The following is a 24,163-nucleotide window of genomic DNA, read 5'->3' as shown; positions in this document are numbered from 1 at the left end:
GTGCGGCGATGGCCGGCGGCGGTCGATGGGAGTGGAAGCCCGTCCGTAGGGCTCCGCCCCGCCCTCCCGCCGCGGGCTCGGGAGTCAGCCCCCCAGACCGGAGAACACCGGCGCGTACATCACCGTCATGCACCCGGCCATGACGGCCAGCACCACCGCGATCGCGACGACGAAGACGGCCCAGGCGAGCGGTCCCCGCCGGGGCGGCTCGGCCCGCGCGTCCTCGTCACGTCCAGCCGAAGAAGACGGAGACGACATCAGCGCACCCTCCTGTCCGGTCGCCGGGCTCCCCTGCCCACCGCTCGCCGGCAACTCTAGGCGCCGCCCGGCGGCCCCGCCGGGCTCTCGGCCGCCTTTCCCGCCACGATTCGCCAAAAAGGCGTGGCCATCGGTCCCGCCCGGGTTTCGATCCGGCAACGATCGCGGCCGCGCCTTCCCCCGCCGGGGTTCCCCGGGAGCGCCGCAGGCAGCACAGTCCAGCTACAAAAGAGTGACGATCCGCCTGCTTCCTCCCTTGATGTCTGCCCTCCAGCCCCCGTCTCGGGCTAGGATTTCAGCTCTCGCGTCCCCCGCGGAACCGGCCGCCTCCCACGTCAACGGCCCGTTCCCCGGACGTGACGCCGGAGGTCTTGTCCGCTTCCTCACCCCCAAGACGCGGCCACCGGAAACGTCACCGACGACGCGTAAGCTTCCGGTGCCCCGCGGACGGCCGGCAGGAGTGCGCCGGGCAAGTCATCCAGTTGGAACCATGGGGCGTTCACGTGCGTCCCAGGACGGAACACAACGCAGCGGGCGCGAGGGGAGCCATGAGCGACAACGGACCCTACACACAGCCACCGCAGTACCCCGGTGGTGACTCAGACTCCGGCGGACAGCCGGGCCACTACGGTGGCGGTTACGGCGGAGCCGGCCAGCAGGGCGAGCCCGGTGGCGGCCAGCCCCAGTACCCGAGCGGCCCCTACCCGTCGTCCCCCTATGGCGACAGTGGCGGCCAGCCCGCCTACCAGGGCGGCCCCTACGGCCAGCAGCCCGGCGCCCCGCAGTTCCAGCAGCCCCACGAACAGCAGATGTTCCAGGGCGGGCAGCCGCCTTATGGCCCCGGTGGCCCCGGGGGTCCCGGCATGGGGATGCCCGGTTACCCGCCGCAGCCGCCCGCCCCGCGCAAGAGCAACGCCGGGCTGTGGATCGTCATCGGCGGTGGCGCGGTCATCCTGATCCTCGTCGTCGCGGTCGTGGTGATGCTGATGCGTAACGGCTCCAGCGAACCCGCGCCCTCGGCCGGTGGCGGCGACGCCGGCACCTCGCAGGAGCAGGAGCAGCAGAGCGGCCAGGAGCAGGAGGGCGGCGACGAGGGCGGCACCACCAGCGCCGCGGGCGAGCCGCCTTACACGCTCACCGAGGACCCCTGCACGGCCATCACCGAGGAGAAGGCCGCGGAGATCGGCGCCACGGACCCGAGCAAGTACCTCAGCGACAACAACTCCTCCTGCACCTGGAGCGTCCTCGGCGAGGACGGCACCTACGGCACCCTCCAGGTCGACTACTCGGTGCCCTACGGTGCCTCCGACTCGGTCGAGGGCGCCAAGGAGGACTTCCAGTTCAACCTCGACTACGCCACCGACGAGACGAGCGACATCCTGCCGACCAAGGTGCTGGAGCAGCAGGACGTCAACCTCGGTGACGAGGCGAAGCTGATCTTCAGCGAGCAGGAGTCCTTCGGCAACCAATCCGTGGCGACCCTGCTCATCCGCGAGGACAACATGAACCTGGAGATCATCTACACGATGAGCCCGGACATCATGTCCGAGGGCGCTCCCGCGCCGTTGGAGTTCTCCGACGTCGAGGGGCTGATGCCCGAGCTCGGCAAGCAGGCCCTCAACCTCGTGGGAAGCTGACGCCGACCTGTCCCGAAGGGGCGCGTGGATCCTCCACGCGCCCCTTCGCGCGTCCGCTCCCTCTCGGGGCGGGCGCGTTGTCCGAGTGGCGCGCTAAGGCCATACTCCCAACGGGAAGCGGCCCGCTTCCCTCCGGCGCGGCCGGACCCGCCGACGGGACCGAGGAGGACGTCCGCGTGGCATGCGAGAGCCTCGCGCCCTCTCGGCGCCGCAACGCCGTCGGCTCCTCCCCTACGGCGGGGCCCGGACCGTTCCGGACGCGCCTGACAGGCGCGTCCTCCCCTCTACCCCTCGGAAAGGACCTGCCTTGATCACCGTCGTCGGCGAGGCCCTGATCGATCTCATCAGCGCCGAGAGCGGAACCTACCGTGCCGCGCCAGGTGGCGCGCCGACCAACACCGCTGTCGCGCTGGCCCGGCTCGGAACCCCGGCGTCCCTGCTGGCCCGGATCGGCTCCGACCGTTTCGGCCGCCGGCTGCGCGGCTACATCACGTCGTGTGGCGTGGACGGGCGCGACCTGGTCAGCGCCTCCGAGCCGTCCACCCTGGCCATCGCCGACATCGACGAGGCGGGACACGCCGAGTACGGCTTCTACGTGAACGGCACCGCCGACTGGCAGTGGCGTCCCGAGGAGCTGCCCGATCCCGTCGCGGACGACGTGACGGCGCTGCACGTCGGCTCGCTGGCGCTGGCCCTGGCCCCCGGCTCGGCGGTGCTGGAGAAGTGGATCGCCCGGCAGCGCGAGCGGGTGACCGTGAGCTATGACCCCAACATCCGCCCCGCCCTCGCCGGTGACCCCGCGACCGAGCGTGAGCGGGTGGAGCGCCAGATCGCGCTGGCCGACATCGTCAAGGCCAGCGACGAGGACGTCAGGTGGCTGTACCCGGGACGTTCCGTCGAAGAGACGGCCCGCTTCTGGGCGGGGCTGGGGCCCCGTCTGGTGTTCGTGACACGGGGCGGGGAGGGCACCGTCGCGCTGCGCGGCGGGGCCGACCCGCTCCTGTTGGTGCGCACACCGCCCGCGGTGAAGGTGGCCGACACCGTGGGCGCGGGGGACGCCTTCGCCGCGGGGGTCTTGGACGCGCTCGACCGCAACGGCGTCCTGGGCGCCGCCGGGCGGGACCGGCTGGCCTCGTTGGACGCACAGGCGCTCGCGGCGTGCCTGGACCACGCCCACTGGGTCTCGGGACGGGTGTGCGAGCGCGTGGGCGCCGATCCGGGTCCCCTCGACCCGCCGCAGGTCCGTTTCCCCGCCACCGCCTGAGCCCGTCGTCTCCCGGGCCGGGCGCCCCCGTCGGGGAGACCACGACGGCGGGGGACGGCGCGGGCGGGGCCCGCTCCGGGTCGAACGGGCTGTGCTCCACGCGGCCGGGGCCGGTTCCCGGCCGCGACGGGCGCGGCGCCGAAGCACCGGACGGCCAAGGGTGGACGTCCTCGGCCGTGCCCGGGACGTCGACGGGACGGCCGGCTCCACAGGCCCGGGACGGTGACGCCGGCCGCGCGAGGACGCGCCGCGCCCCGCCCCCTCATGGGCGGCGGACCCGGCCGTGCGGCCGGGTCCGCCGGGGCACGGGGCGGGGCCTTCCCGGAGAAGGCCCCGCCCGGCTCACCCGGCCAGCTCGGCCCGGATCCTGCGGGCCGCCTCGACCATGGCGCGCAACGCCGGCTCGACCTCGGCGTAGCCGCGTGTCTTCAGCCCGCAGTCGGGGTTGACCCACAGCCGTTCCGGCTCGGTGTGCTCCAGCGCCGCGCGCAGCGCCTGCTCGATCTCCGCCACCGTCGGGACGCGCGGGGAGTGGATGTCATAGACCCCCGGACCGATCCCCCGGTCGAACCCCGCGCCGGCGAGGTCGGCCGCCGGGGACGCCTGGGAACGGGCCGCCTCGATGCTGGTCACGTCCGCGTCCAAGGCGTCGATCACCGGGGCGATCGCGCTGAACTCCGAGTAGCACATGTGCGAGTGAATACGGGTGCCGGCGGTGGCCCCCGAGGTGGCCAACCGGAACGCCCCCACCGCCCAGGCGGTGTAGGCGGCGTGGTCGCGTCCGCGCAGCGGCAGCAGCTCCCGCAGCGCCGCCTCGTCGACCTGGATGTGGCGGATCCCGGCACGCTCCAGGTCGGAGATCTCGTCACGGAGGGCCAGGGCGACCTGGCGGGCGGTCTCGGCGAGCGGCTGGTCGGTGCGCACGAACGACCAGGCCAGCATGGTGACCGGCCCGGTGAGCATCCCCTTGACCGGCCGGTCCGTGCGGGACTGGGCGTAGGTGGTCCACTCCACGGTCATCGGGGCGGGCCGGGCGACGTCGCCGTAGAGGATCGGCGGGCGGACACAGCGCGAACCGTAGGACTGCACCCACCCGTGGTCGGTGACGGCGAAACCGTCGAGCCGCTCGGCGAAGTACTGCACCATGTCGTTGCGTTCGGGTTCGCCGTGGACGAGGACGTCCAGGCCGATGTCCTCCTGGAGGGCGATGACGCGGTCGATCTCGGCGCGCATCTCCCGCTCGTACTCCTGCGTCGTGATCCGTCCCGCCCGGTGGGCGGCGCGCGCCGCCCGGATCTCACCTGTCTGCGGGAAGGAGCCGATCGTCGTCGTGGGCAGAGGAGGCAGCGGGGCCCGGGCGCGCTCGCGCTGCCGGTAGGAGGGGCGGGCCGGAGCCTGCCCGAGCGCCTCCAGCCTGGCCCGCACCCGCTGGTCGGTGAAGGCCCGCGGGGCGCGCTCGCTCGACCGCTGCCGGGCCCCGGCCAGCTGCTCCTCGACGTCCTCCGCTCCGGCGAGGGCGCGGCCCAGCAGGACCACCTCGTCGAGCTTCTGCCGGGCGAAGGCCAACCGGTCGCGCACCGACGGGTCCAGGCCGGTCTCGACCTCCAGGTCGTAGGGGACGTGCAGGAGAGGGCAGGAGGTCCCCACCACGACCTCCCCCGCCAGGCCCAGCAGGGAGGCCAGCGTCGACAGGGCCGCCGGGATGTCGGCGCGCCAGACGTTGCGTCCGTCCACGACCCCGGCGACCAGGCTCTTTGCGCCCAGGCCGCCGACCTTGGACACGTCCTCGGCGTTGCCGCGCACCAGGTCCAGGGCGACCCCCTCGATGGGGGTCCGCTTGAGCGTCTCCAGCGCGCCCTCGCCGGCCGGCCCGTGGTAGACCGCGACGAGGATCCTCGGCCGTTGCGCCACCCCGCCCAGGCGCTCGTAGGCGTCCCCCAGTTCGCGCAGAACCTCCTGGCCGGCGTCGGTGGCCAGGATCGGTTCGTCGAGCTGGACCCACCCCGCACCCGCGGAGGCGAGCTCACCGAGCAGTTCGGCATAGCAGTCGAGCAGCCCGTCGAGCAGCTCCAGGGGCCGCCATCCCCGCGGGGCGTCAGGGGAGCCCTCGGACAGCAGGAGGAGGGTCAGCGGGCCGAGCAGCACCGGACGGGTCTCATAGCCGAGCCCACGCGCCTGGACGTACTCCGACAGGGGCTTACGCCCGGCCAGGCGCGGCCGGGTGGCCGGCGACAGCTCCGGCACCAGGTGGTGGTAGTTGGTGTCGAACCACTTCGTCATCCGCAACGGCGCCGCCTCATCGCAGCCCCGGGCCATGGCGAAGTAGCGCCGCAGCTCGGCGGAGCGGTCGTCGTCCCCCTCGGCGATCCGGGCGAAACGCGGCGCCACCAGGTCGAACATGACCGCGGTGTCGAGCACGTGGTCGTAGTAGGAGAAGGTGTTGGACGGAATGTGCTCGACGCCCGCCTCGCGCAGCGTCCGCCAGGTGGCGCCGCGCAGCCTGGCGGCCACGGTGTCGAGTTCGGCCGCGTCGATGTCCGCGGCCCAGTAGGACTCCAGGGCGCGCTTGAGCTCGCGCCGCGGCCCGATGCGGGGGTAGCCGAGAACGGTCGTCGTCATCGGGCACCCGCCCCGACGGACACGTTCAGGTCCTCGCGCATGGTCTTCTCTCCCTCGTCGAAGCCGTCGTCCTTCGGCCACGAGGGTGCGCGAACGCGCGGGCGGGGCCCACGCGGCCACCGTCCGTCGTCGTCCGGCCCTCCCTCGGGGCCTCGGACAGCCGTGGTCGCGGCGCGACCACGGGCGGTGGCAGGTCTTCGGACTCGCGGGCACGGCGTGACGCGGCGCGTCACGTCTCCTACTGGCCGTCGCTTCCCCGACGCCGTGGCGTCCAGTGCTCGAAAAACGGCGTTCGTTCCCACATACCGCTGCGGGGCAGTCCCGGATTCGCACCGGGTTCCCTCTTGCGACACGCACGACCCGAGGCCGCGCGTGAACCGACCGCACCGGGAGTATAGGCCGTCCCCTGCAGACCGCCTCGACCGCGGAGGCGGTGGGCCGATCGGCCGTGTCCGCTTGTGGCCGACACGTGATCGAGATGGCATTTTCGGCCCCCGCCCCGCCTCGCCTCCGCGAACCGGCATGTCAGAGGCTGTTTCAAGCACCGAACACCTGAAAGCGGACCCGATGCGGTCGTGTTATTACTCGATTGGGTGAGACGCCACGGCCTCGGTGGTTCTAGCCTCATCAGGGGGACCGTGTCCATATCGACATAGAAGATAGGGAACCGTCCCACCCCACCCGTGCGACAAAGCAAGTCGAACCTCTTCGACTGTGAAAGACCATCCTTCCGTTGAAAGTCCCTGGTGAATCCATGCCCTCCAGCACCTCCCGCACCTTCCGAGGCACCGCCCGGCGCGGAGGCGCCCGCCTCGTGCGTGGCGTCGCCGCGGCCAGCGCGGCCGTCCTGTTGGCCGGAGCGTGCTCGTCCGGAAGCGAGGCCGAACACGCCTCCGGAACCCAGGAGGACCCTCGCGAGCCCGCGACCGGGGAGCCCGGTGAACTGACCGTCGTCGACCCGGCGCTGGTCGTCGACCTCGGTGAGGAGAAGAGCAGCGAGGATGACGGGGTCGCCGTCGAGGTCGCCTACCCGACCGTCCCCAACGCCGCCCCGTTGACCGAGCACCTCGCCGCGGCCACCGCGCAGGAGGTCGACGACTTCCGGGCCGCCAACCCCGGAGCCAAGAGCATCGGCATCGACTGGGGGGTGACCGTGGCCGGCGACGACGTCGTCGGCATCCGGCTCGTCCAAGACGAGGAGGACTCCGAGGGGCCGCGCACCCTCTACTCCACCCACTGGTACGACGCCGCCAACGGACGTCCGGCCTACTCCACCCAGCTGATCGCCGGCCAGGAGGAACTCGACGCCCTCAACGACATCGTCCAGGAGAACCTCTCCGCCTCCGACGACGTCGACGTCTCCGCGCTCCACCCGATCCTGCGCCTGTACGACTCGATGGGGTTCAACGCCGACGGCGACCTGGTCGTGGAGTTCGACGAAGGTCAGGTCGCGCCCCCCGAAGACGGCCGCGTGTTCACCGTGGTCCGCAAGGACGACGTCGAACCGCTGCTGTCGGACTTCGGCCGGCGCGCGCAGGCCGCCGCCACCGTCGTCACCCCCGACTTCCGGATCGAGCGGCCGGCCCCCTCCCCCTCCGCCGACCCCGCCCCGAGCGCGGTGCCCGGCGTACTGCCCGCCCGCGACGACTCGGTGGACTGCTCGGCACCCGACTCCAAGTGTGTCGCGCTGACCTTCGACGACGGCCCCGGGGAGCGGACCCCCGAGCTGCTCGACGCGCTCGCCGAACACGACGCGCGGGCCACGTTCTTCCTCACCGGCGGCCCGGTCCGCGAACACCCCACCACCGTGCGCCGCCAATACGCCGAGGGGCACGAGGTGGCCAACCACACCGTGACCCACCCCGACCTGACCACGGTGTCGTCGGGGAAGGTGACCTCCGAGCTCGCCACCGTCAACGCCCTGATCCGGCGTGAGACCGGCTACGACGTCGACCTCATGCGTCCCCCCTACGGCGCGACGAACGACTCCGTCGCGGAGGTGAGCAAGGAGCTGGGGCTGGCCGAGATCATCTGGAGCGTCGACACCAACGACTGGAAGGACCGCAACGCCGACATCGTCGCCAAGCGCGCGGTCGAGAACGTCCAGCCCGGTTCGATCATCCTCATGCACGACATCCACTCCACGACGGTCGACGCGGTTCCCGAGATCCTGAAGCGGCTGGAGGAACAGGGGTACACGATGGTGACGGTCTCGCAGCTCCTCGGTGACACCGAGGCCGGCAAGTCCTACTTCGACGGCCACCCCGAGCCCGAGGAGCAGGAGGAGGCCCCCGATCCCAGCGCGTCACCGGACGCCTGACCCCCGCGCCCGAAGATGTGGCATGGATGACCCCGCGTGGGGGCGGTCCCGGATACGGAGCTGCCCCCATTCGCGCGTAAGGTGGTCGCTCGTGGGTGCGAGTAGTGACGTTGACGGCTGGAACCTGGGGCCGCCGCGGAAGGCCCTCGTGATGATGGGGGTCGCCGGGACCGGTACGAGGACCGTGGCGAGACTGCTCGCCCGCCATCTGACCGCCTCCTACATCGACGTCCGTGACATGGCCCCCGACCATCGGGAGCCCTTCCCGGGCCCGCTGTCCCGTTGGCTGTCGGAACGCCGCCGCGACGGCGTGTTCGCCGTCGCCACCTGTCCCGCGCTGACCCGCCGGCACCGTGACCTGCTGCGCTCGGGCGACCCGGGACTGTACTTCATCCACCTCTCCGCAGGCCGTGACCTGCTCGTGCGCCGCGTACGCCGACTGCGCGACGCCACGGCGGCCGCCCTGTTGGAGGCACAACTGGCCGAGCTGGAACCGCTGCACGACGACGAGGAGGGCGTGGTCATCGACGCCACCGCCACCCCCGCCGAACTGGTGCAGCGCATCCTCGCGGTGGTCTCCGCGCTCGTCCCCGCCCCCGAACATCCCGACCGACCAATGGTGACCTGAACAATGGGACGCTTAGCCGACCTCCTAGTGGGAACACGCCGGGTGAAGGCCGGAAGCGACGTGGACAACGCCGCCCACCGCAACGAGGCCCCCGACTGTCGAAGGGACGGGCCGATGTCCGCCGCACTTGCCCGTGACTATGCCTGGCTCCAAGAGACCCAGCCCGACCTCGCCGAGGCCTACTGCCTGTCCTACGTCAAGGGCGTGGGCAAGGCCGAGGCCCTGTGCCGGCTCGGCGCCGACGAGCGCCGGCTGCGCTCACTGCCCATCGCCGAGGCCGTGGAGGCCGGCCTGTGCTGCGAGGGCGCTCCCCCGATGACCGCGCACGCCCTCCAGGTGAACGGGTGGACCCTGCTGGTGGAGCCCACCGGGTGCCGCGCCACCCGGCCCGAGCGCTACCGGGCCCTGTCGGCCGGGACCGAACTCGTGTCGGTACGGGTCGTCATGGAGCACCGCTACGAGTTCCGCTGGGTCGCCGACGGCGTGCTGCGGACCTTCTTCGACGTCCGCTTCCCTGATGCGCGCAAGGGGACCGAGCCCGACGCCCTGCTGGCGGAGATGACCGCGGTGGGGATCGACACCGACGCGGAGGCGGTGCACCCCGATCCGGGCGCCGCGGCGTTGGCACTGGCCGAACGTGTCACCGGTGTGCGGGTCCGCCCCAGCCACTTCGCGGGGCCGCTGCTCGGCGCGGAGCTGGAGGGGTACGCGCCGCTCACCGCCCGCTGACCCCCGAGGAGACCCAACGGGCCGGTGCGCCACCCCGCGAAGGGTGGCGCACCGGCCCGTCTCCCGTCGTGGGAGGCCGATCTCAGCGGGCCGGCGCGCGGTCGCGGACCGCGAGGTCGACGTCGACCCCGACCGCGTCGGCGACCGAGGCGTAACCGGCCGCCCGCGCCAGCCGCGCCAGCCCCTTGTGGATGCGGCGCGGCCACAGCGGACCGCCGTAGATCAGCCCCGTGTAGCCCTGCACCAGGGTGGCCCCGGCCCGGATGCGCAGCCACGCGTCCACCGGGGTCTCCACCCCGCCGACCGCGATGAGCACGATACGGTCGCCCACCCGCGCGCGCAGCCGCTTGAGCACCTCCAGCGAGCGGTGCTTCAACGGGGCGCCCGACAGACCACCGGCGCCCGCCGCGTCGACCTGGGCGGGGTCGGTCCGCAGGCCCTCGCGCGCGATCGTGGTGTTGGTGGCGATGATGCCGTGCAGGCCGAGTTCCAGGGCGAGGTCGGCGACGGCGTCGATGTCGGCGTCGGCGAGGTCCGGCGCGATCTTCACCAGGAGCGGCAGCTCGGGGTGGCCGGCGTCGTCGAGCGTACGGCGCACCTCGGTCAGCAGCGGCCGCAGGTGCTCGACCGCCTGGAGATTGCGCAGCCCCGGGGTGTTGGGCGAACTGACGTTGACCACGAGGTAGTCCGCGACGTCGGCGAAACGGCGCGCGCTGGTGACGTAGTCGGCGATCGCCTCGTTCTCGGGGACCACCTTCGTCTTGCCGATGTTGGCGCCGATGACGTGCCGGCGTCCGTGGCGGGCGCGGTGGGCGCGCAGCCGTTCCGACACCACCGCCGAGCCCTCGTTGTTGAACCCCATCCGGTTGACGATCGCGCGGTCGGCGACGAGCCGGAACAGCCGCGGCTTGGGGTTGCCGGGCTGGGGGCGCGCGGTGACCGTGCCGACCTCGACGTGCCCGAAGCCGAGCGCGACGAGCCCGGCCACTCCGTGGGCGTTCTTGTCGAAACCCGCCGCCAAGCCGAGCGGGCCGGCGAACTCCCGGCCCAGCGCGTGGATCCGGAGTTCGGGGTCGCGGGGCCCCAGGACCCGGCGCATCGCCTCGGCGACCCCCGGGACGTTCGCCGAGGCGCGCAGCGCGGCGAAGCTGAGGTGGTGGGCCTGTTCGGCGTCCATGCGGCGCAGAACGGCGTGGAAGAGCAACTGGTAGAGCACGGGTCCGGCCGTCATCCTTCTGTGCCGCGGTCGCGTTCGGCGAGGTAGCGTTCGAGTTCCGCGCCGAGTTCGTCGGCGGTGGGCAGCTGCGACTCGTCCCCGGCGAGCAGGGGGTCGAGGTCGGCGGCGAGGTCGCGCGACGCGAGGAAGTCGTCGTACTGCCGTTCGAGGTTGTGGACCACCCGCTGGACCTCCTCCGACGCCTGGACCTGCTGTTCGATCTCGGCGTCGGTCTCGCTCGCGGCCTCTTCCAGGCGGCTGGTGGGAAGCGCCAGGCCCGTGGCCCCGGCGACGTACTCCAGCACCGACAGGGCCGCCCGCGGGTACTCCGACTGGGCCAGGTAGCTGGGGACGTGGACGGCGTACCCGATGAAGTCGTGGCCGGCCTCGCCCAGGCGGTACTCCAGCAGGGAGGCGGCGCTGCCCGGAACCTGCACGGTCCCCATCCACGGGGTGAAACCCGAGACCAGCTCGGCGCGGGTGGCGTGGGCCGTGACAGTGGCCGGGCGGGTGTGGGGGACCGCCATGGGGATGCCGTGGAAGCCCACCGTCAGGCTCACCGAGAAACGCTCGACGAGCTGGATGACGGCCTGGCTGAACGCCTCCCACTCCCGGTCGGGCTCCAGGCCGTTGAGGAGGAGGAAGGGCGTGCCCTCGCCGTCACGCAGGAGGTAGAGGGCGAGCTTGGGGTCGGCGTAACCGGTCCAGGCGTCCCGGTTGAACGTCATCACCGGACGGCGGGAGCGGTAGTCGAGGAGCCGGTCGATATCGAAGGTCGCGATTTCCTCGGCCTCGAAGTCCTCGAGCAGGCTTCCCACCGCCTGCCTGGCGGCGGCCCCCGCGTCCACGAAGCCGTCGAGGGCCACCAACATGACCGGCTCGGCGAGCTCGGGAGGATCGGGGCGAAGCTCGTAGAGATCAGCAGGATCTCGCACCTGGACGGCTCTCCATTCTCACGCCGGGTGATCTGGGGGCGGGGCCGCCCCGGGGCCCTCCCGGGAGGCGGCCGTGCGGGCCGGCGGACGTCGTACGCCGGGCCTTCGGATTCCTTCCCAGGATACCGACCTGCCAGGGGATGACCGTAAAGCTCGATTTCGCCCGCCTTGAGACACCACCGCCCGACCCCACGGGCGGGACGGGAGGGAACCGGACACGGCGGACTTCGACGACTCGCCTCACCAAGAGATCAGGACGGTGCTTTCCCGGATACGCCCCAGGCAGATTCAAGCCACACCTGCCAGCAACAGAGAGGTACGGGGAACAGCGGGATCGGGGGTTGAGATCACAACCCGAGGTCCTGTTCGGCCTGCTGGCCGGGGAGCTCCCTACCGCGTGGACCACGCGAGCGCCACCGCGCCCACCATCGTTGTACGGCGTCGTGCGGCGGCCGGGCGTTCATCGTGTCCACGACCATGTGGGTGTCGATGAGCTCAGGGTCGAGTCCTTCCCGCTCCATCCGCTGCTTCTCCCGATCGCGCCGTTCCGGCGAGTCATAGGTGGGCTTAGATTCGCCATCGATCTCGTTGGTGGACCTTTCCAGTCCCTCCCACACCTGTTGCCGCGTTAGGGTGCGCAGGTCAAGCCCATAACGGTCCAGGACCTCCTGGTGGATGGTGTCGTCGGCTTTCCGGGCTATCCGCTCTTGGTCGCGCCAGGTCACGGCCACCTCATGGACCTCGGCGATCTGGTCCGGGGTTGCGCGCTCCCACCATTGGGGGTCCTCGACCTGCTTCAGCTTCTCCTGGGCCTTCTTCCAGACCCGCCTGCGCAGGCGATGGAGCGCAAAAGCCCGGTCGGCCGCCACGGCTCCGCGAGCGAGGGTGTCGGTGATGAGGTCGAGTCGGCGGGCCAGCAGACGCCCGACCTGTTCCGCCCTGACCATCGCCTCGCGCAGGTTATGGGAGAGCGCTTCCTCGATGCCGTCGGATTCGGTCATGGTCGTCTCCAGGTCAACCGATGGTGCGGGCGTCGGTGAACAGGCCCGGCGGCGGCGGGTCATAGGGCAGGGGTTCGCCGGCCCGGTTCTCGTCGGTGGAGGCGGCGAAGGGACCATCGGGGTCGAAGAGGATGTTCATGTGGTAGTCAGCGTGGTCACGCCACCAACTACTGATCCCGGTCGCGCCATCCTGGCGCAGGTGTTCCCAGGATCGCCAAAGGCCGTCCAGGCGCGAGACTGCCTCTCCATTGCGCCACCACTGAGCCGACCAGCGCCGTGGCCCGCGCGGACCGACCTTGCGCCGGTACAGCGGCACGATGACCTCGCGCACGAACTCGTCCACCGATCCGTAACACAGGTCCTGTCCAACATCTCCAGCGTCGACCAGCACAGCATCGTCTACGCGGTCCGCCGCCCCCGCTGCGGCCACCTGCGAATCCTGTACCTCTTCGTCGTCTGGGGTGGAGATCAGTGCCATGAGCGCAGCAAGGTCGTCCTCGTAACTGCCAGATTCGGTGGTCACGACTGGCCTCCCGCCTCGTGTGCCGCGATGGACGCCTTGACGGCCTGGGCGTGAGGGCCGGCCATCCATGGCACGGTCCTGATCAGCGTGGGGGGTGCCCCCGAGGCGATGAGGACCGCGCGGCCTCGAGGCAGCGCGCCCAGGTCGGCCACGTCCATGGTGGTCTGGTTGGTGAGCTGACGGGTGGTGGAACGGCCGTCCCGACTGATGGAGGCCGAGACCGAGCGCCGGTCGTAGTCGCCGATGAGCTGGGATAGCTCCTGGAGGAAGGCGGTCTCGGAGACACCGCCGCCATAAACCTTGACGTTGGCGGCCGACCAGAGCTTGCGCATGCCCTCCTGACCCCACACCTCCACGCCCTGGGACCACGACTGCAGGATCGCCATGAGCACGATGCCGCGAGAGCCGTAGTGGGAGTACTGGTTGGGCAGCTCGGCCCATTTGCAAACGTTGGCAACCTCGTCCAGCACGCCCAGCAGCGGGGTGGGCAGGCGCCCGCCCGGGCTGGCCGACCCGATCTCCTCCGCCGCTTCAACAACGGCCACGGTCAGCGCGGTCACCAGTGGCCCGGCGGTTCCGGCACCCTCCTTGGACAGGCTGTAGAGGGTGTGACCGCCACGGGCGAAGGCATAGGGGTCGAAGTGGGGTCGGTCGTCGTCGGCCCCCTGACGGGTAATCCAGGGGGCGATACGGCGGTTGGTCAGGCAGGACGCCATCTGGGCGGCGGTACCGAAGACGCCAGCGCGTTGCTTGTCAGGGGCGTTGACGATCCCGGCGACACCGTCGGCCTGCAGGGGGAACCCATGGTCGGCGAGGATGGCGACGGCGGTGTCGTCAGTGGGGCGGGTCAGCCAGGTGTAGACGTCGGTGATGGGGCGATCGTCCAACGCGGCGGCCAGCAGCAGTCCGGCGAGCAGGTTCCTGCCCTCACCGTCGAAGTAGGCGTCAGCGCGCGCTCCGTTCTCGCGGCTGCCGGAGGCGAAGTGGCCGGCGAGCTGGGCGGCTTTGACCTCGTCGGTGACGTAGGACAGCGGATTCCACCACCAGGTCGGCTCCTCACGGGCGATCTGCTGGGGGTCGAACACCCAGGGGGTGTTGCCGGTGATCTCGGCGCGCACGTCGCGGGTGGCGTCGGTGGCGTCTCGCTTGTTGGAGGTGACCAGCACCGAGGAGGTGGCGGGGGCGGCCAGGATGGCCGGAATCGCCCGCGAGGTCGTTTTGCCGGTGCGCGGTCCCCAGATATCGATGTGCATGTCCTCCCAGGAGCCGTACAACATGCGCCCGTCGGCGACGACGCGCCCGATCGGCACGCCGGGGGCGCCAGTGACGCCGAGCCGGCGCGCGGTGGCCGCGGCCCCCTGTTCGGTCAGCGCGGCCAGTTCGTCCCCGGAGCCCATGTAGACGGCGGCCCGGTCCACCCGGCTGGACCTGCGCTTGCGGCGCCGGCGCCACCACACGACGAGACCGACTGTCCCGAGCAGGAAAAGCACCTCGGCGACGACAACGACGGTGGTGCCGTCGGTCCAGACGGTCTCCCCGGTGGCCAGGGCCACGGCGAGCGTGGCGGGGTTGAGGGGTGGATGCTGCGGATTGGAGGCCAAGAGGTCGGCCAGGTGGATCGCGCACCAGGCCCCGCCCACGACCAAGGTGAGCAGAACCAGGGCGGCAGCCCCGAGGAGAGTCTCGGCGCTGACGGTCGAAGGCTGGACGCCACGGCGTCTGGTCGAGGGCATGTCACGTCCCTTCCGAAGTGCCGATGCGGGAGGCGCTGTGCCACAGCTTGTTGGTGTCGTTGATGGCGACCTCGGCCGCGGTCAGGCCGACGTGGACGGGGATGCCGGGCCGGCCGCCGACCTTGATGAGGAACTTGCCGCGCCCCGGGGGCGCGGCCTCGCGTCCGGCGGTGGCGTCCCAAGCGGGTGGGTCCTGCCAGCTGGACAGCAGTCGCTGCTCAGCGCGTGACATCCGCACCGCGCTGTTGAGCATGGGCATCTCCGCCTCGGGCAGGCCTCCGCAGATGACCATGCCGGACCGTTCCACGAACCCACGCGCCTTAGCGCGGTCCTCCTCGCTGGCCAACGCCATCAGGTCACTCATGGTGTGGGAGACCATGGCCATGCCGACGCCGCGTTGGCGGTTGAGGCGGGTGAGGGCGTCGACCCGGTCGACGATGCCACGGCCGGCGCGCAGCGCCCGCCACAACTCGTCCAGGACGACGAAGTAGTGGCGACGCGGGGCCAGCCCAGCGTCAGCCAGGGCATGGGACACTCCGACCGCGCCGAACCCGGTGGACCAGCAGGCCAGCAGCACGGCGGCCTGCAGGTCGATCTCGGAGTCGTCGATGGAGGAGACGTCGAAGACGACGGGCCGGTCCAGCTTCATCGGGTTGGAGGTGGGGGCGGCGAAGATCTCCCCCAGCCGTCCGCCACCGACCAGGCCGATGAGAGAGGCCTCCAGGTGATCGGTGATCTCGCGGTAGCGGTCCAGGGATCCACGGTCCAGCGCGACCTGACGCACCTCCTCGGGAGCGTCCTGAATGACCTTGAGCAGGTCGGCCAGCACCGGGACGCCCTCGTGGCGCTCGTCCAGCACCTTCAGCGCGCGGTCGAGGATGGTCTCCTCGCGGTCACTGGGCGGCGCGGAACGGATGATGGTGAGCAGGGCCGAGACCATGGTCAGACGCCGGCCGTGGGCGTCGGCCACTACCCGGGAGCGGGCCGTACCGGTGAGGCGTTCGGCGGCCGTACGGGCCTCACCTGGGTCGAGCACGTTGAGGTGGCCGCGACCCCGGCCGAGGCTGATGACCTGCCCGCCCAGCGCCTCGATGAGATCGACGTAGTCGGGTTTGAGGTCGCCCAGGACGAGTGGCTGGACCCCATAGCCGGCCAGTCCCAGCACCATCCGCCGCACGATCGTGGACTTGCCCAGACCGGGCAGGCCCAGCACGAACGCGCTGGGGTTGGAGATGAGGTTGGCGCGCTGGAACCACGAGATCGGGTCGCAGCACAAGGTCGCCCCGGAGAGCAGGTTACGACCAATGGGCACCCCGATCATGGGGGCTCCCGCGCCAACAGCGAACGGCCACAGACCGCAGACCTGCACGCTCGTGCCACGGTATTCGTCGGCCATCTGCACCAGCAGCGAGGCGCCGCCGCCGCGGCCGTTCCAGCCACGCGGTCCGGGCCGCCGTGGTCCCGGCTCCACCTTCTTCGTCTTCTTCGCCGTCTTCTGCGGCTGCTCTGGCCGGGCCTCGGCGGCCGGCTGCGCGGAGGGCGCGCGCTTCCTCGTCTTGAACATGGGACTCCTAGAACTGGTCGCGCAGCTCGGCGGGGACACGCAGGTGCCGTGGCAGCACCAGACCCAACGGCAGCGACGCGGCGAACGCTGCGTCCTGGGAGCCGTAGGCCGGCCGCAGCCGCAGCCGGGCGGTGGCGGCCAGGTTGTCCACGGCGGCCTTGGCCTCGGGCAGCCGCGCCGGATCCGTGACGGTCGCGGTCACCACGATCCCGAAGTTGATCAGCGCGGCGCCGATGGCTTCCTCGTTCGCGGTGGCCTGTGCCTGGCGGGTGGCCACCAGGTCACGGGCTGCGGGCCGGTGAGTGGAGGTCGCGCGGAACTGCGCGGCGCGCAGGTCGGCCTCCACCACCGCGGCGGCCCGCGCCGGATCCAGGGGCCGGTACAGCAGCGACACCCGCTTGCGGTCAATGTCGCGGTGCGGCTTGAGCAGGCGTTCCAGCACCGAGGACTGCACGTTGCCGCGCGGAGCCGAGGTCATCGTCCAGCTCACCGACGTGCCGCTGTCGTGCCGATAGGTCTCCCACGTCGCCTCGGCCGCCGCCGGACCGACGTTGGCCCAGTCCATCTCGACGGCCTCACCGTTGGCGTGGGCCTCGTCCACGATCGTGGCGGCCGCAGGGTCGTAGGCGATGCGCACCACCTCGCACAGCTCGGCCGCCGACAGCGGACGGGCGGCTCCCGCCCCGGTCGCGGCCAGCGACCCGGTCAGCGCCGGCAGACGCGCGGCCAGGTCCCGTCCCACCTCCTCGGCGCTGCGCCGCCTGCCGTTAGTGCCCATCGCCTTGAAAGTGACGGCGATGTAGGCGCGCACCGCGGAGCTGCCGCGCGGATAGGTGGTCATCGTCTCGACGAGCATGCGCCGCGCGAGCTCGGGGGCATCGGGGTCGAGGTTGGCGGTAACCTCGCGCCGCAATCGGTGTCCGGTATCGGGCGCGGTCTCCACCGTCACCTGTGCGGCCTCCACCCCGGGCTCCTCCCCCAGGTTGGCCAGCCACTGGCCCCAACCGGCGACCCACTGGTCGATCTGTTCGGCGTCCACCAGCGCCGCCCCATCCGGGTCGGACCCGAACACCACGGTGAAGTGACCGGTGAAGGGCACGTGGATCAGCGCGAAACGCCGCCCATAGGAATCCTGGTGCTCGCTCAGCCGTGACGGCGCGGCCAACCCGGGAAGCTGGTGGGTGCCCCACCCCGCCCGGCCCAGCGGCCCCGACCGGTACAGGTGGGCGCCCGCGCTGCGGGCGTTGGCCCAACCGACCCGGGTGACGAACCGCGACAGCATGCTGCGCCCGTGGCGGTCCTTGACCAGCAGGACGAGCAGGATTGCCCCCAGCGCACCGCCAGAGACCAGACCCGCGAGCATGCCCGCGGCCATCACCACGAACACCGTGAACACCAGGCCGAACAGCAGCAGCATGGTGCCCATCGCGCCCAGTCCCATCAGACCGGGAGAGGACGGTCGCCGCCAGTTGCCGTAGGTGCGCGGTTTACGGACCTCACTTACTGCCATCGGGCTCCTCCACCGCCTCTGTCATCGTTCCCTTGGCTGTGTCGTAGGCCGCCTGTCCGGTCTCCACGACGGCCTCGGCCACCATGAGCCAGGGGTTGCCGGTGGCCGCGCTGCCCCCGGCGCTGCCGGACGCGGTCTCGGCCGCTGTCCCGGTGCCCGCGCTGTCGGTGTCGGCGCCACCGGTGTCCGCGCCGTCGGGGGTATCGCCCGTCCCCTGCCTCTTGCCGGTCTGGGACGGGTCGGCGCCGTCGGGAGAGGTCTCCTGGTGCGGTTCCTCCCCTTGTGACCCCTGCTGGTGGGGGACCGGATCGGCCCCGTTGGGAGACCCGCCGCTGGAAGAGCCGGATGTCTCTATGCTTTCGGAACTAATGCTGGAGAACTTCTTGACGGCACCGGAGGCCACCGCCCCGGCCATTCCCGCCACCGCGCCCGCCGCCGCGCCGGCGGCCCCGCCGCCACCACCGCCCATGGAGGCCATCGGCACCGTGAGCTTGATCAGCGCGGGCAGCGCCACCAACGCCATCACCATCAACGCGAGCCCCATCACCGATCTGGACAGAGTCTGGTCCAGTCCTCCTTCGTCGGAGGCGACGATCTCGAAGGCCACCGCGTAGATGATGGCCGCGGCCGGCTTGTACAGGATGAACGCGATGATCCAGGCACACGTCTTCTTGAACCAGGTGCGCCCCATCTCGGTGTTGGTGAACGACGCCGCCAACGGCAGGATCGCGGCCAGCACGACCAGCAGGCCGTCGCGGATCAGTATCAGCACCATCTGGATCAGGGAGACGATCATCGCGATCACTCCCAAGACGATGATGAGCATCACCCCCAGGCCCGACAATCTGCTCAACGCGAGCATCTGCAACACTCGCTCGCCGAAGTCCGCGTCAGAGGAGTCCAGGACCAACCACCGGGCGAAATCATCGGCTGCCTGCGTCGCCAGGGTGATCACCGCCAGACCGCATCCGCTCACCACCACCAGGGTGATCAGCGACTGCACCAGCGCCTTGCCGGCGTCGGCTCGCTGTTCCCAGGCCATCTTGGCTCCGCCGACGATGACCGACAGCACTACCGCGGCCCCGACATACCACCACAGATGGCGCTGCACGCTCTGCACTGGAGCGGATGCGTTGGCCGAAGGGCCGGCCTCCAGCAGCGCGCCGGCGATCGCCGAGGCCGACGCGATGAGCACGGTCGCCACCATGATGACGACGACCTTGCCGAGGTGTTCTCCCCCCTCACCTCGCCGGGTGCGCACCGCCATCATCGCGCCCGCCACCATCAGCGACAGCACGCACAACCCCAGCGAGATCCAGGTCACCCACCCAAGTACCGTCTCCAGTCCGGCCGCCGAGTCAGGAGGCGTCTCCGCCGTGACCACACCCGGCCCGACCTTCTCCGTGGCCTCTAGGTTCTCCGGGGTGGAGAAGAAGAGCCAGGACGTGCCCAACGCCGTGACGATCTGGGCGACCGCTTCGGCGATCGCCGCGGCGATGTCCTCCAACGTGCTGGTGAAGGCGTTGCTAACAGCGGAGGCCACACCCTGTCGGCCAATGCAAACGGGATCCAAGAAGAAGCACGAGCCGTCCTCCTCACCGTCCATGGGCAGCACCCGCCTATCCCACCTCTGCCGGAGGCAGGATGTAGCCGTCCAGAGAGTAGAGAGCCGCGACAGGGATGACCATCTCCCCGTTCTCCCGGGTGACGATCTTCCAATCCCCGTCCTCCCACCGGAAGTCCATCGGATAGGAGACCGTTCCTCCCGGAGAGCCCTGTATGACAAGAGCGATATCGACACGAGCACGGTCAGCGGCATAGGACAACAGCCGGACCCCGCCGATGTGGCCCACTACCCGTTCGCTTGGACCTGCCTCTTCCACCTTCGCCTTGAGCACCTCCTTTCCCGGCCCTTCTGCGTAGAGGTCGAGCAGGTCCAGATACAGCGATGGATCGCTGGTCATGGCGGTGTAGTTCATCGCGGCCAGGACGACGCCTTCGGGACTCTTGGCATAGCAATGCCGGAACCCGTTGTCCTCGACCACTCCCGGCCCGTGCGCCCTACTCGACGGCGCCTCCCTCATCCCCACGAACCCCCAGGAGGTGTCCTCGGGGAAACCCGTGAACTCGTCCTTCTCACTGGAACGCAGACCGCAGACGCTCTCACTGCCGTCAGAACGCTCCACGCCTCCCGGCGTCGCCTCCTCGGGATACTCCTCTTCCCCGACCGTCCCCTCTGCCGGGCCGCCCGAAGGCTCGATGGCCCCGCTTTCGGCGGACGTGTCGTTACCGGTGAGATTGATCGCCGTCACGACACCGCCCGCGGCCACGATCACCCCGACGGTGACCGCGGCCGCGATGAACGACCTCGACGCCAACGGACTCTTGCCCCCACCGCCGTCGGTGGGCCGCTCCTCATCGCTCACGGGTATTCCTTCCGATGTTCTGTGGCGGGGACGATCAGGAGGTGGCGCTGGCGTCCACCAAGAAGCCGATCAGGGACGTCGCAGCGGCGATCACGATCACACCGGTCAACACCATGACGATGCGGCCCATGTGCTCGCCGCCCTCGCCCCGCCGCGACTGGATCGCCATCGTGGCGCCCGCGATCATCAACCCAGCCACGCACACCGCCAGCGCCAGCCACTTCACCCAGCCCAAGATGGTGGTGAAACCGGCGCCGACGGGAGGCGCTTCACCGCTACCGGGGTCTGGAATGACCGCCGACATCGGCAGGACCTCGACAGCGGAGGCGAACAACTCGGTCATCTGTGTGCTTTCTTTCTCTCGATAAATTCAGGATGCGGAAGACGAGAAAAGGGCCGTGGTCTGCGCCAATAGACGTCGCACGGCATGCGGGGTGTTGTGCGGGCCGGCCGGTTCCATTCGCCACGCCTCCACCCAGGGGACATGCCAGACCCTGGGGACGCCACCGGCCACGAGCGCCGCCAGGTCCCGCAACGGTTTCGGTAGCCGACCTGGCGCATCAGCGACCAGCGCCAACCCGAGCAGGCGTACATCGGGCTGTCCCCCGGCCCACTCAATGGCGGCCTGCCGGGCCCGCTCCAGGCCGTGGTGGTGGGTGCGGGCCACCAGCACCACGGCGTGCTGATGACCGGAACCGGCTATGGGCCACGCACCGCCGGCAGCACGTCCACCGTCGCTGAGTGCGGCGAGCGTGCTCTCCCCGGCACCTCCGTGCACGCCCATCCACCACAGCGCCGGTGGTCCCGACGCGTTGTGTCTCGGCAACGCGGGGCCTGGGGCGGCGGGAACGAACGGTTGAGGCGCCTGCGGCCCACTCGGCGGCCCGACCTGGGACGACACGTCCAGCTCATGCGCCGCATCGACCTCAGCCGCCACGGTGGAGGGCTGTTCCAAGGGCACGGGAGCGGCGCTCAGCCACGGGTTGTCGTCCACGGCGATCTCTTCCTATTTCGCGCACCACAAAGAAGCACGAGGCAAAGACACGGGGAGCGCAATAGTAGCGCACTCATCTCATGGAGTCGTTTGACCTAAAACTCGAATAGGATCACGCGAATGGTAGGATCCCTCCAATATGCCCCTGGTCACATGGGGTGGCGTCCGATAATTACGGTGCGCTATTTTCGGATCCCCACGCCTTGACAGCGGCCGGAGAAAGACAACTCCGGCCGCCTTCGGTGATGCCCGAGAAGAAGGAAGAGGAATATGCCTGGAGGCGCGGGGGGAAAAGCCCTCCTCATTGGCTGCCTCCCCCTTCTCCTGCTCAGCGGCTGCCTGGCCACCCTCACCGTGGCGGTCCTGCCCGGCGGCTCCTGCACCCCCACCACAAGCGTGGCCGTGAAGGAGGGCGACCTCCCCACTGGCCCCATCGGAAAGGCCGGCTGGGGCGGCGAGCAGCTCGTCAACGCCGCCATCATCATGAACGTCGCCGCCGACATGGGATTGTCGCTGCGTGATCAGACCATCGGTGTCATGACCGCGATGGGCGAGTCCTCGCTGCGCGTCATCGACCACGGCGACTCCGCCGGACCCGATTCACGTGGCCTGTTCCAGCAGCGTGACAACGGCGCTTGGGGCAGCTACGAGGATCGCATGGACCCGGCGCGCAGCGCCAGGATGTTCTTCGAGCAGCTGGAGAAGGTCGACGGCCGCGACGACATGGAACCCACCCTGGCCGCCCACGAGGTGCAGCGCAACGCCGATCCCTATCACTACGCCCCCTACTGGGAAGACGCCTCCGACGTCGTCGAGGCCCTCTCCGGTGTCGCGACCGATATGATCCCCGTCAACGCCCAGCAGTGCGCCGACCTTGGCTCGGGCGGCGACCCAAGGATCAGCGAGGACTGCGCTCCCGTCTCCAACGGCATCCACGTCTCGGCCTGCCGAGCCTACGCAGCGCTGGTCGCCGAGTTCGGCCAGTTCTGGGATCCGCTGGGCGGGGTGGGCTGCTACGACCCCCGGCACTGGGACAACGGGCGCGGCGATCACCCGGTCGGCCAGGCCTGCGACTACCACGTCTCCCGCCCCGGCACCTATCCGAGCCAGGCCATGGACGCCCGCGCGATCGAGGTCGTGCAGTGGATCATGGCCCACCACGAGGTCCTCGACGTCAAGTACATCATCTACGACGAACACATCTGGAACCCCTCCCGCGACCCCTACGGTCCGTGGGAAGAGGTCAAGCGCGACCACCTCAGCGCCGCGGCCGCGGGCGTCGTCGCCGCCCACGTCGACCACATCCATCTGTCCACGGGCCCCTGGCACAACTACAAGGGAAGGTAGAGGCCGGTGAACCCCTCCTCGATCACCGCCGTCGTCCAGGCCGACGGCACCGGCACCCTCACCGTCGACGGCCACTCCCACGCCGTAACCGCGCCCGACGTCGACCAGGCGCGCACCCGCATCATCCAGATGGTGGCCGCCCACGCCGCGTCCGCCGGCCGCCCCCTCCCCATCACCACCAGCGACCCCGACGGCCGCAGCTGGCACCTGCTGATCCACCCCGATGGCCGGGTCCGGCCGCTACCGCCCGAGAACCCGACCGCCCACACAACGGATCCGGCCGGGCCCGTTCCCCTTCCGACTCCCCCAGCACGTCGGGAACACCCGGCCCGCCCCGCACCGATCCCGCCCGAAACGCCGGATGCGGCAAAGCACCCCGTAGACGCGGCCCCTGGCGAGCTCGCCCGCCCCTTGACCGCCATGGCAGCACTGGCCCACCCGGCCCACCCGGCGTCGGCCCCACCTGAAGTCCCCGGCACGATGGAACAGCCTGTTCGTCCCCGGGAGAACTCCGCCCGACACGCCCCGCCTCCGACCGCAGCGCCACAGGAGGGCCCGGCCAACCCCATACCCGCGCTTTCCGGAAACCCGGACGCGCCGCTCCACCCGGCGAAGCCTTCGGCCGAAGCGGCTCCCCCGGTCGCCAGGACCCCCCTCCGTCCCGTCTCGACATCCGCCGCCCCGCTCCCCGAGACGGCGGCCCCCGACCGAGACTCCTCCCAAGCCTGGGAGGAGGCGATCGCCGAGCACAACCTGATGCTGGCCCGACGCATCGCGGTGATCTCCCTCAAGGGAGGCGTGGGCAAGACGACCACCACCGTGGGACTCGGCACCGCACTGGCCCAGCAGCACAGCGAACGGGTCATCGCGGTGGACGCCAACCACTACGGCACCCTCGCCGACCGGTTCCCGACCCGGGTGCGGCACTCCATGCGCGATCTGGCCCGCGACCGGGCCATCGAGAGCTTCGTGGCATTGCGCGGCTACCTCAACTCCAACCGTCAGCGTTTGCACGCCCTGGCCGGTGGCGGCGGGGTCGAGGACTATGAAACAGCCGCCCACCACGTCGAACGCTTCGCCGACACCGTGGTCACCGACTGCCGAACCGATCTCGACGACCCGGTTGTCAAGGCCGTCCTCGACCGCTCCACGCACTGTGTCATCGTGCTCGACCCGTCCGCCGACGCCGTCGCCGCCGGGCAGGCGACCCTGCGCTGGCTCTCCAGGGGCTATCCCACGCTGGCGGCCTCCTGCGTGATCGCGATCTGCCGACGCACCTCCCAGGCCCCGCGCCGCTCCGACGCCGAACGGCGCTTCGTCGAACAGGGACTGCCGGTCGTCACCATCCCCTTCGACCGCCACCTGCACAAGGGCGGAGTCATCGAACCGAACCGGCTCAGGCGCGCGACCCGCGCCGCCTACAGCCGGCTCGCGGCCCTCATTACCACCCGTTGAACCC

At 70.8% G+C, this 24,163-nt stretch carries 20 protein-coding genes and 1 riboswitch; of the genes, 7 read left to right on the top strand and 13 right to left on the bottom strand.

Annotated features, from left to right (window positions below; genetic code table 11):
* Positions 1-84: 84 nt before the first annotated feature.
* Positions 85-258, bottom strand: a complete 174-nt coding sequence (locus B5D66_RS25645; RefSeq protein ID WP_200813517.1) for a hypothetical protein — start codon at positions 256-258, stop codon at positions 85-87.
* 548 nt (positions 259-806) lie between these two features.
* On the opposite strand from B5D66_RS25645, the gene B5D66_RS04635 reads away from it, so the two are divergent.
* Positions 807-1,895, top strand: a complete 1,089-nt coding sequence (locus B5D66_RS04635; protein WP_235000793.1) for a hypothetical protein — start codon at positions 807-809, stop codon at positions 1,893-1,895.
* Between the two features lie 307 nt (positions 1,896-2,202).
* Positions 2,203-3,159: a carbohydrate kinase family protein gene (locus B5D66_RS04630; RefSeq protein WP_078760338.1), complete on the top strand. Its 957-nt coding sequence runs from the start codon at positions 2,203-2,205 to the stop codon at positions 3,157-3,159.
* A 342-nt stretch (positions 3,160-3,501) separates the two neighbouring features.
* Here B5D66_RS04630 and metE read toward each other — a convergent pair whose 3' ends face one another.
* Complete coding sequence (gene metE, locus B5D66_RS04625) at positions 3,502-5,778, bottom strand: 5-methyltetrahydropteroyltriglutamate--homocysteine S-methyltransferase (RefSeq protein WP_078760337.1); 2,277 nt, start codon at positions 5,776-5,778, stop codon at positions 3,502-3,504.
* A gap of 171 nt (positions 5,779-5,949) precedes the next feature.
* Positions 5,950-6,176, bottom strand: a riboswitch (cobalamin riboswitch).
* 356 nt (positions 6,177-6,532) lie between these two features.
* On the opposite strand from metE, the gene B5D66_RS04620 reads away from it, so the two are divergent.
* From B5D66_RS04620 to B5D66_RS04610, 3 genes are all read left to right on the top strand, one after another.
* On the top strand, positions 6,533-8,098 hold the full coding sequence (locus tag B5D66_RS04620) for a polysaccharide deacetylase family protein (RefSeq protein WP_078760336.1): 1,566 nt from the start codon (positions 6,533-6,535) through the stop codon (positions 8,096-8,098).
* A gap of 91 nt (positions 8,099-8,189) precedes the next feature.
* Positions 8,190-8,726 (top strand): hypothetical protein, encoded by a 537-nt coding sequence (locus B5D66_RS04615; RefSeq protein WP_144389965.1) that lies wholly within the window; start codon positions 8,190-8,192, stop codon positions 8,724-8,726.
* Between the two features lie 114 nt (positions 8,727-8,840).
* Positions 8,841-9,455, top strand: a complete 615-nt coding sequence (locus tag B5D66_RS04610) for a DUF6461 domain-containing protein (RefSeq protein WP_078760540.1) — start codon at positions 8,841-8,843, stop codon at positions 9,453-9,455.
* 82 nt (positions 9,456-9,537) lie between these two features.
* On the opposite strand, the gene B5D66_RS04605 is transcribed toward B5D66_RS04610, so the two are convergent.
* The 11 genes from B5D66_RS04605 to B5D66_RS04555 all read right to left on the bottom strand — a co-directional run bounded on the left by B5D66_RS04605 (position 9,538) and on the right by B5D66_RS04555 (position 21,357).
* Complete coding sequence (locus B5D66_RS04605; RefSeq protein ID WP_078760334.1) at positions 9,538-10,686, bottom strand: quinone-dependent dihydroorotate dehydrogenase; 1,149 nt, start codon at positions 10,684-10,686, stop codon at positions 9,538-9,540.
* On the bottom strand, positions 10,683-11,606 hold the full coding sequence (locus B5D66_RS04600) for a proteasome assembly chaperone family protein (RefSeq protein WP_078760333.1): 924 nt from the start codon (positions 11,604-11,606) through the stop codon (positions 10,683-10,685). Before B5D66_RS04600 ends, B5D66_RS04605 begins: the two co-directional genes overlap by 4 nt.
* A 347-nt stretch (positions 11,607-11,953) precedes the next feature.
* On the bottom strand, positions 11,954-12,607 hold the full coding sequence (locus B5D66_RS04595; protein WP_078760332.1) for a GNAT family protein: 654 nt from the start codon (positions 12,605-12,607) through the stop codon (positions 11,954-11,956).
* A gap of 13 nt (positions 12,608-12,620) precedes the next feature.
* Positions 12,621-13,130, bottom strand: coding sequence for a DUF4913 domain-containing protein (locus tag B5D66_RS25920; RefSeq protein ID WP_235000742.1), 510 nt, complete (start codon positions 13,128-13,130; stop codon positions 12,621-12,623).
* Entirely contained in the window at positions 13,127-14,863 is a 1,737-nt protein-coding gene (locus B5D66_RS04585; protein ID WP_078760331.1) for a type IV secretory system conjugative DNA transfer family protein, read from the bottom strand. The genes B5D66_RS25920 and B5D66_RS04585 overlap by 4 nt, the downstream gene beginning before the upstream one ends.
* Position 14,864: 1 nt before the next feature.
* Positions 14,865-16,427 carry an ATP-binding protein gene (locus B5D66_RS04580; protein ID WP_078760330.1) on the bottom strand — a complete coding sequence of 521 codons (1,563 nt, stop codon included), beginning with the start codon at positions 16,425-16,427 and terminating at the stop codon, positions 14,865-14,867.
* Positions 16,428-16,434: 7 nt separating this feature from the next.
* Positions 16,435-17,937, bottom strand: coding sequence for an SCO6880 family protein (locus tag B5D66_RS04575; RefSeq protein ID WP_235000740.1), 1,503 nt, complete (start codon positions 17,935-17,937; stop codon positions 16,435-16,437).
* Positions 17,924-19,480 (bottom strand): TrbL/VirB6 family protein, encoded by a 1,557-nt coding sequence (locus B5D66_RS04570; RefSeq protein ID WP_144389964.1) that lies wholly within the window; start codon positions 19,478-19,480, stop codon positions 17,924-17,926. The genes B5D66_RS04575 and B5D66_RS04570 overlap by 14 nt, the downstream gene beginning before the upstream one ends.
* A 76-nt stretch (positions 19,481-19,556) precedes the next feature.
* Positions 19,557-20,363 (bottom strand): DUF8175 domain-containg protein, encoded by an 807-nt coding sequence (locus B5D66_RS04565; RefSeq protein ID WP_078760327.1) that lies wholly within the window; start codon positions 20,361-20,363, stop codon positions 19,557-19,559.
* Positions 20,364-20,397: 34 nt separating this feature from the next.
* Positions 20,398-20,706, bottom strand: a complete 309-nt coding sequence (locus B5D66_RS04560) for a hypothetical protein (RefSeq protein WP_078760326.1) — start codon at positions 20,704-20,706, stop codon at positions 20,398-20,400.
* Positions 20,707-20,733: 27 nt separating this feature from the next.
* Complete coding sequence (locus B5D66_RS04555; protein WP_235000738.1) at positions 20,734-21,357, bottom strand: DUF6668 family protein; 624 nt, start codon at positions 21,355-21,357, stop codon at positions 20,734-20,736.
* A gap of 270 nt (positions 21,358-21,627) precedes the next feature.
* Between B5D66_RS04555 and B5D66_RS04550 the strand changes: the two genes are divergently transcribed.
* Together B5D66_RS04550 and B5D66_RS04545 are read left to right on the top strand one after the other, a co-directional pair.
* Positions 21,628-22,704 (top strand): VldE C-terminal domain-containing protein, encoded by a 1,077-nt coding sequence (locus tag B5D66_RS04550; RefSeq protein ID WP_078760324.1) that lies wholly within the window; start codon positions 21,628-21,630, stop codon positions 22,702-22,704.
* A gap of 6 nt (positions 22,705-22,710) precedes the next feature.
* Positions 22,711-24,159 carry a MinD/ParA family ATP-binding protein gene (locus tag B5D66_RS04545; RefSeq protein ID WP_078760323.1) on the top strand — a complete coding sequence of 483 codons (1,449 nt, stop codon included), beginning with the start codon at positions 22,711-22,713 and terminating at the stop codon, positions 24,157-24,159.
* Positions 24,160-24,163: the final 4 nt, after the last annotated feature.

This window comes from Marinactinospora thermotolerans DSM 45154, from assembly GCF_900167435.1.
GTDB lineage: Bacteria > Actinomycetota > Actinomycetes > Streptosporangiales > Streptosporangiaceae > Marinactinospora > Marinactinospora thermotolerans.
This window is presented reverse-complemented; position numbering and strand designations above follow the sequence as displayed.

Coding starts and splice junctions, on each gene's coding strand:
- B5D66_RS25645 (WP_200813517.1), bottom strand. CDS start 258: ATGTCGTCTCCGTCTTCTTCGGCTGGACGTGACGAGGACGCGCGGGCC.
- B5D66_RS04635 (WP_235000793.1), top strand. CDS start 807: ATGAGCGACAACGGACCCTACACACAGCCACCGCAGTACCCCGGTGGT.
- metE (WP_078760337.1), bottom strand. CDS start 5,778: ATGACGACGACCGTTCTCGGCTACCCCCGCATCGGGCCGCGGCGCGAG.
- B5D66_RS04620 (WP_078760336.1), top strand. CDS start 6,533: ATGCCCTCCAGCACCTCCCGCACCTTCCGAGGCACCGCCCGGCGCGGA.
- B5D66_RS04610 (WP_078760540.1), top strand. CDS start 8,841: ATGTCCGCCGCACTTGCCCGTGACTATGCCTGGCTCCAAGAGACCCAG.
- B5D66_RS04605 (WP_078760334.1), bottom strand. CDS start 10,686: ATGACGGCCGGACCCGTGCTCTACCAGTTGCTCTTCCACGCCGTTCTG.
- B5D66_RS04595 (WP_078760332.1), bottom strand. CDS start 12,607: ATGACCGAATCCGACGGCATCGAGGAAGCGCTCTCCCATAACCTGCGC.
- B5D66_RS04585 (WP_078760331.1), bottom strand. CDS start 14,863: ATGCCCTCGACCAGACGCCGTGGCGTCCAGCCTTCGACCGTCAGCGCC.
- B5D66_RS04580 (WP_078760330.1), bottom strand. CDS start 16,427: ATGTTCAAGACGAGGAAGCGCGCGCCCTCCGCGCAGCCGGCCGCCGAG.
- B5D66_RS04575 (WP_235000740.1), bottom strand. CDS start 17,937: ATGGCAGTAAGTGAGGTCCGTAAACCGCGCACCTACGGCAACTGGCGG.
- B5D66_RS04560 (WP_078760326.1), bottom strand. CDS start 20,706: ATGACCGAGTTGTTCGCCTCCGCTGTCGAGGTCCTGCCGATGTCGGCG.
- B5D66_RS04550 (WP_078760324.1), top strand. CDS start 21,628: ATGCCTGGAGGCGCGGGGGGAAAAGCCCTCCTCATTGGCTGCCTCCCC.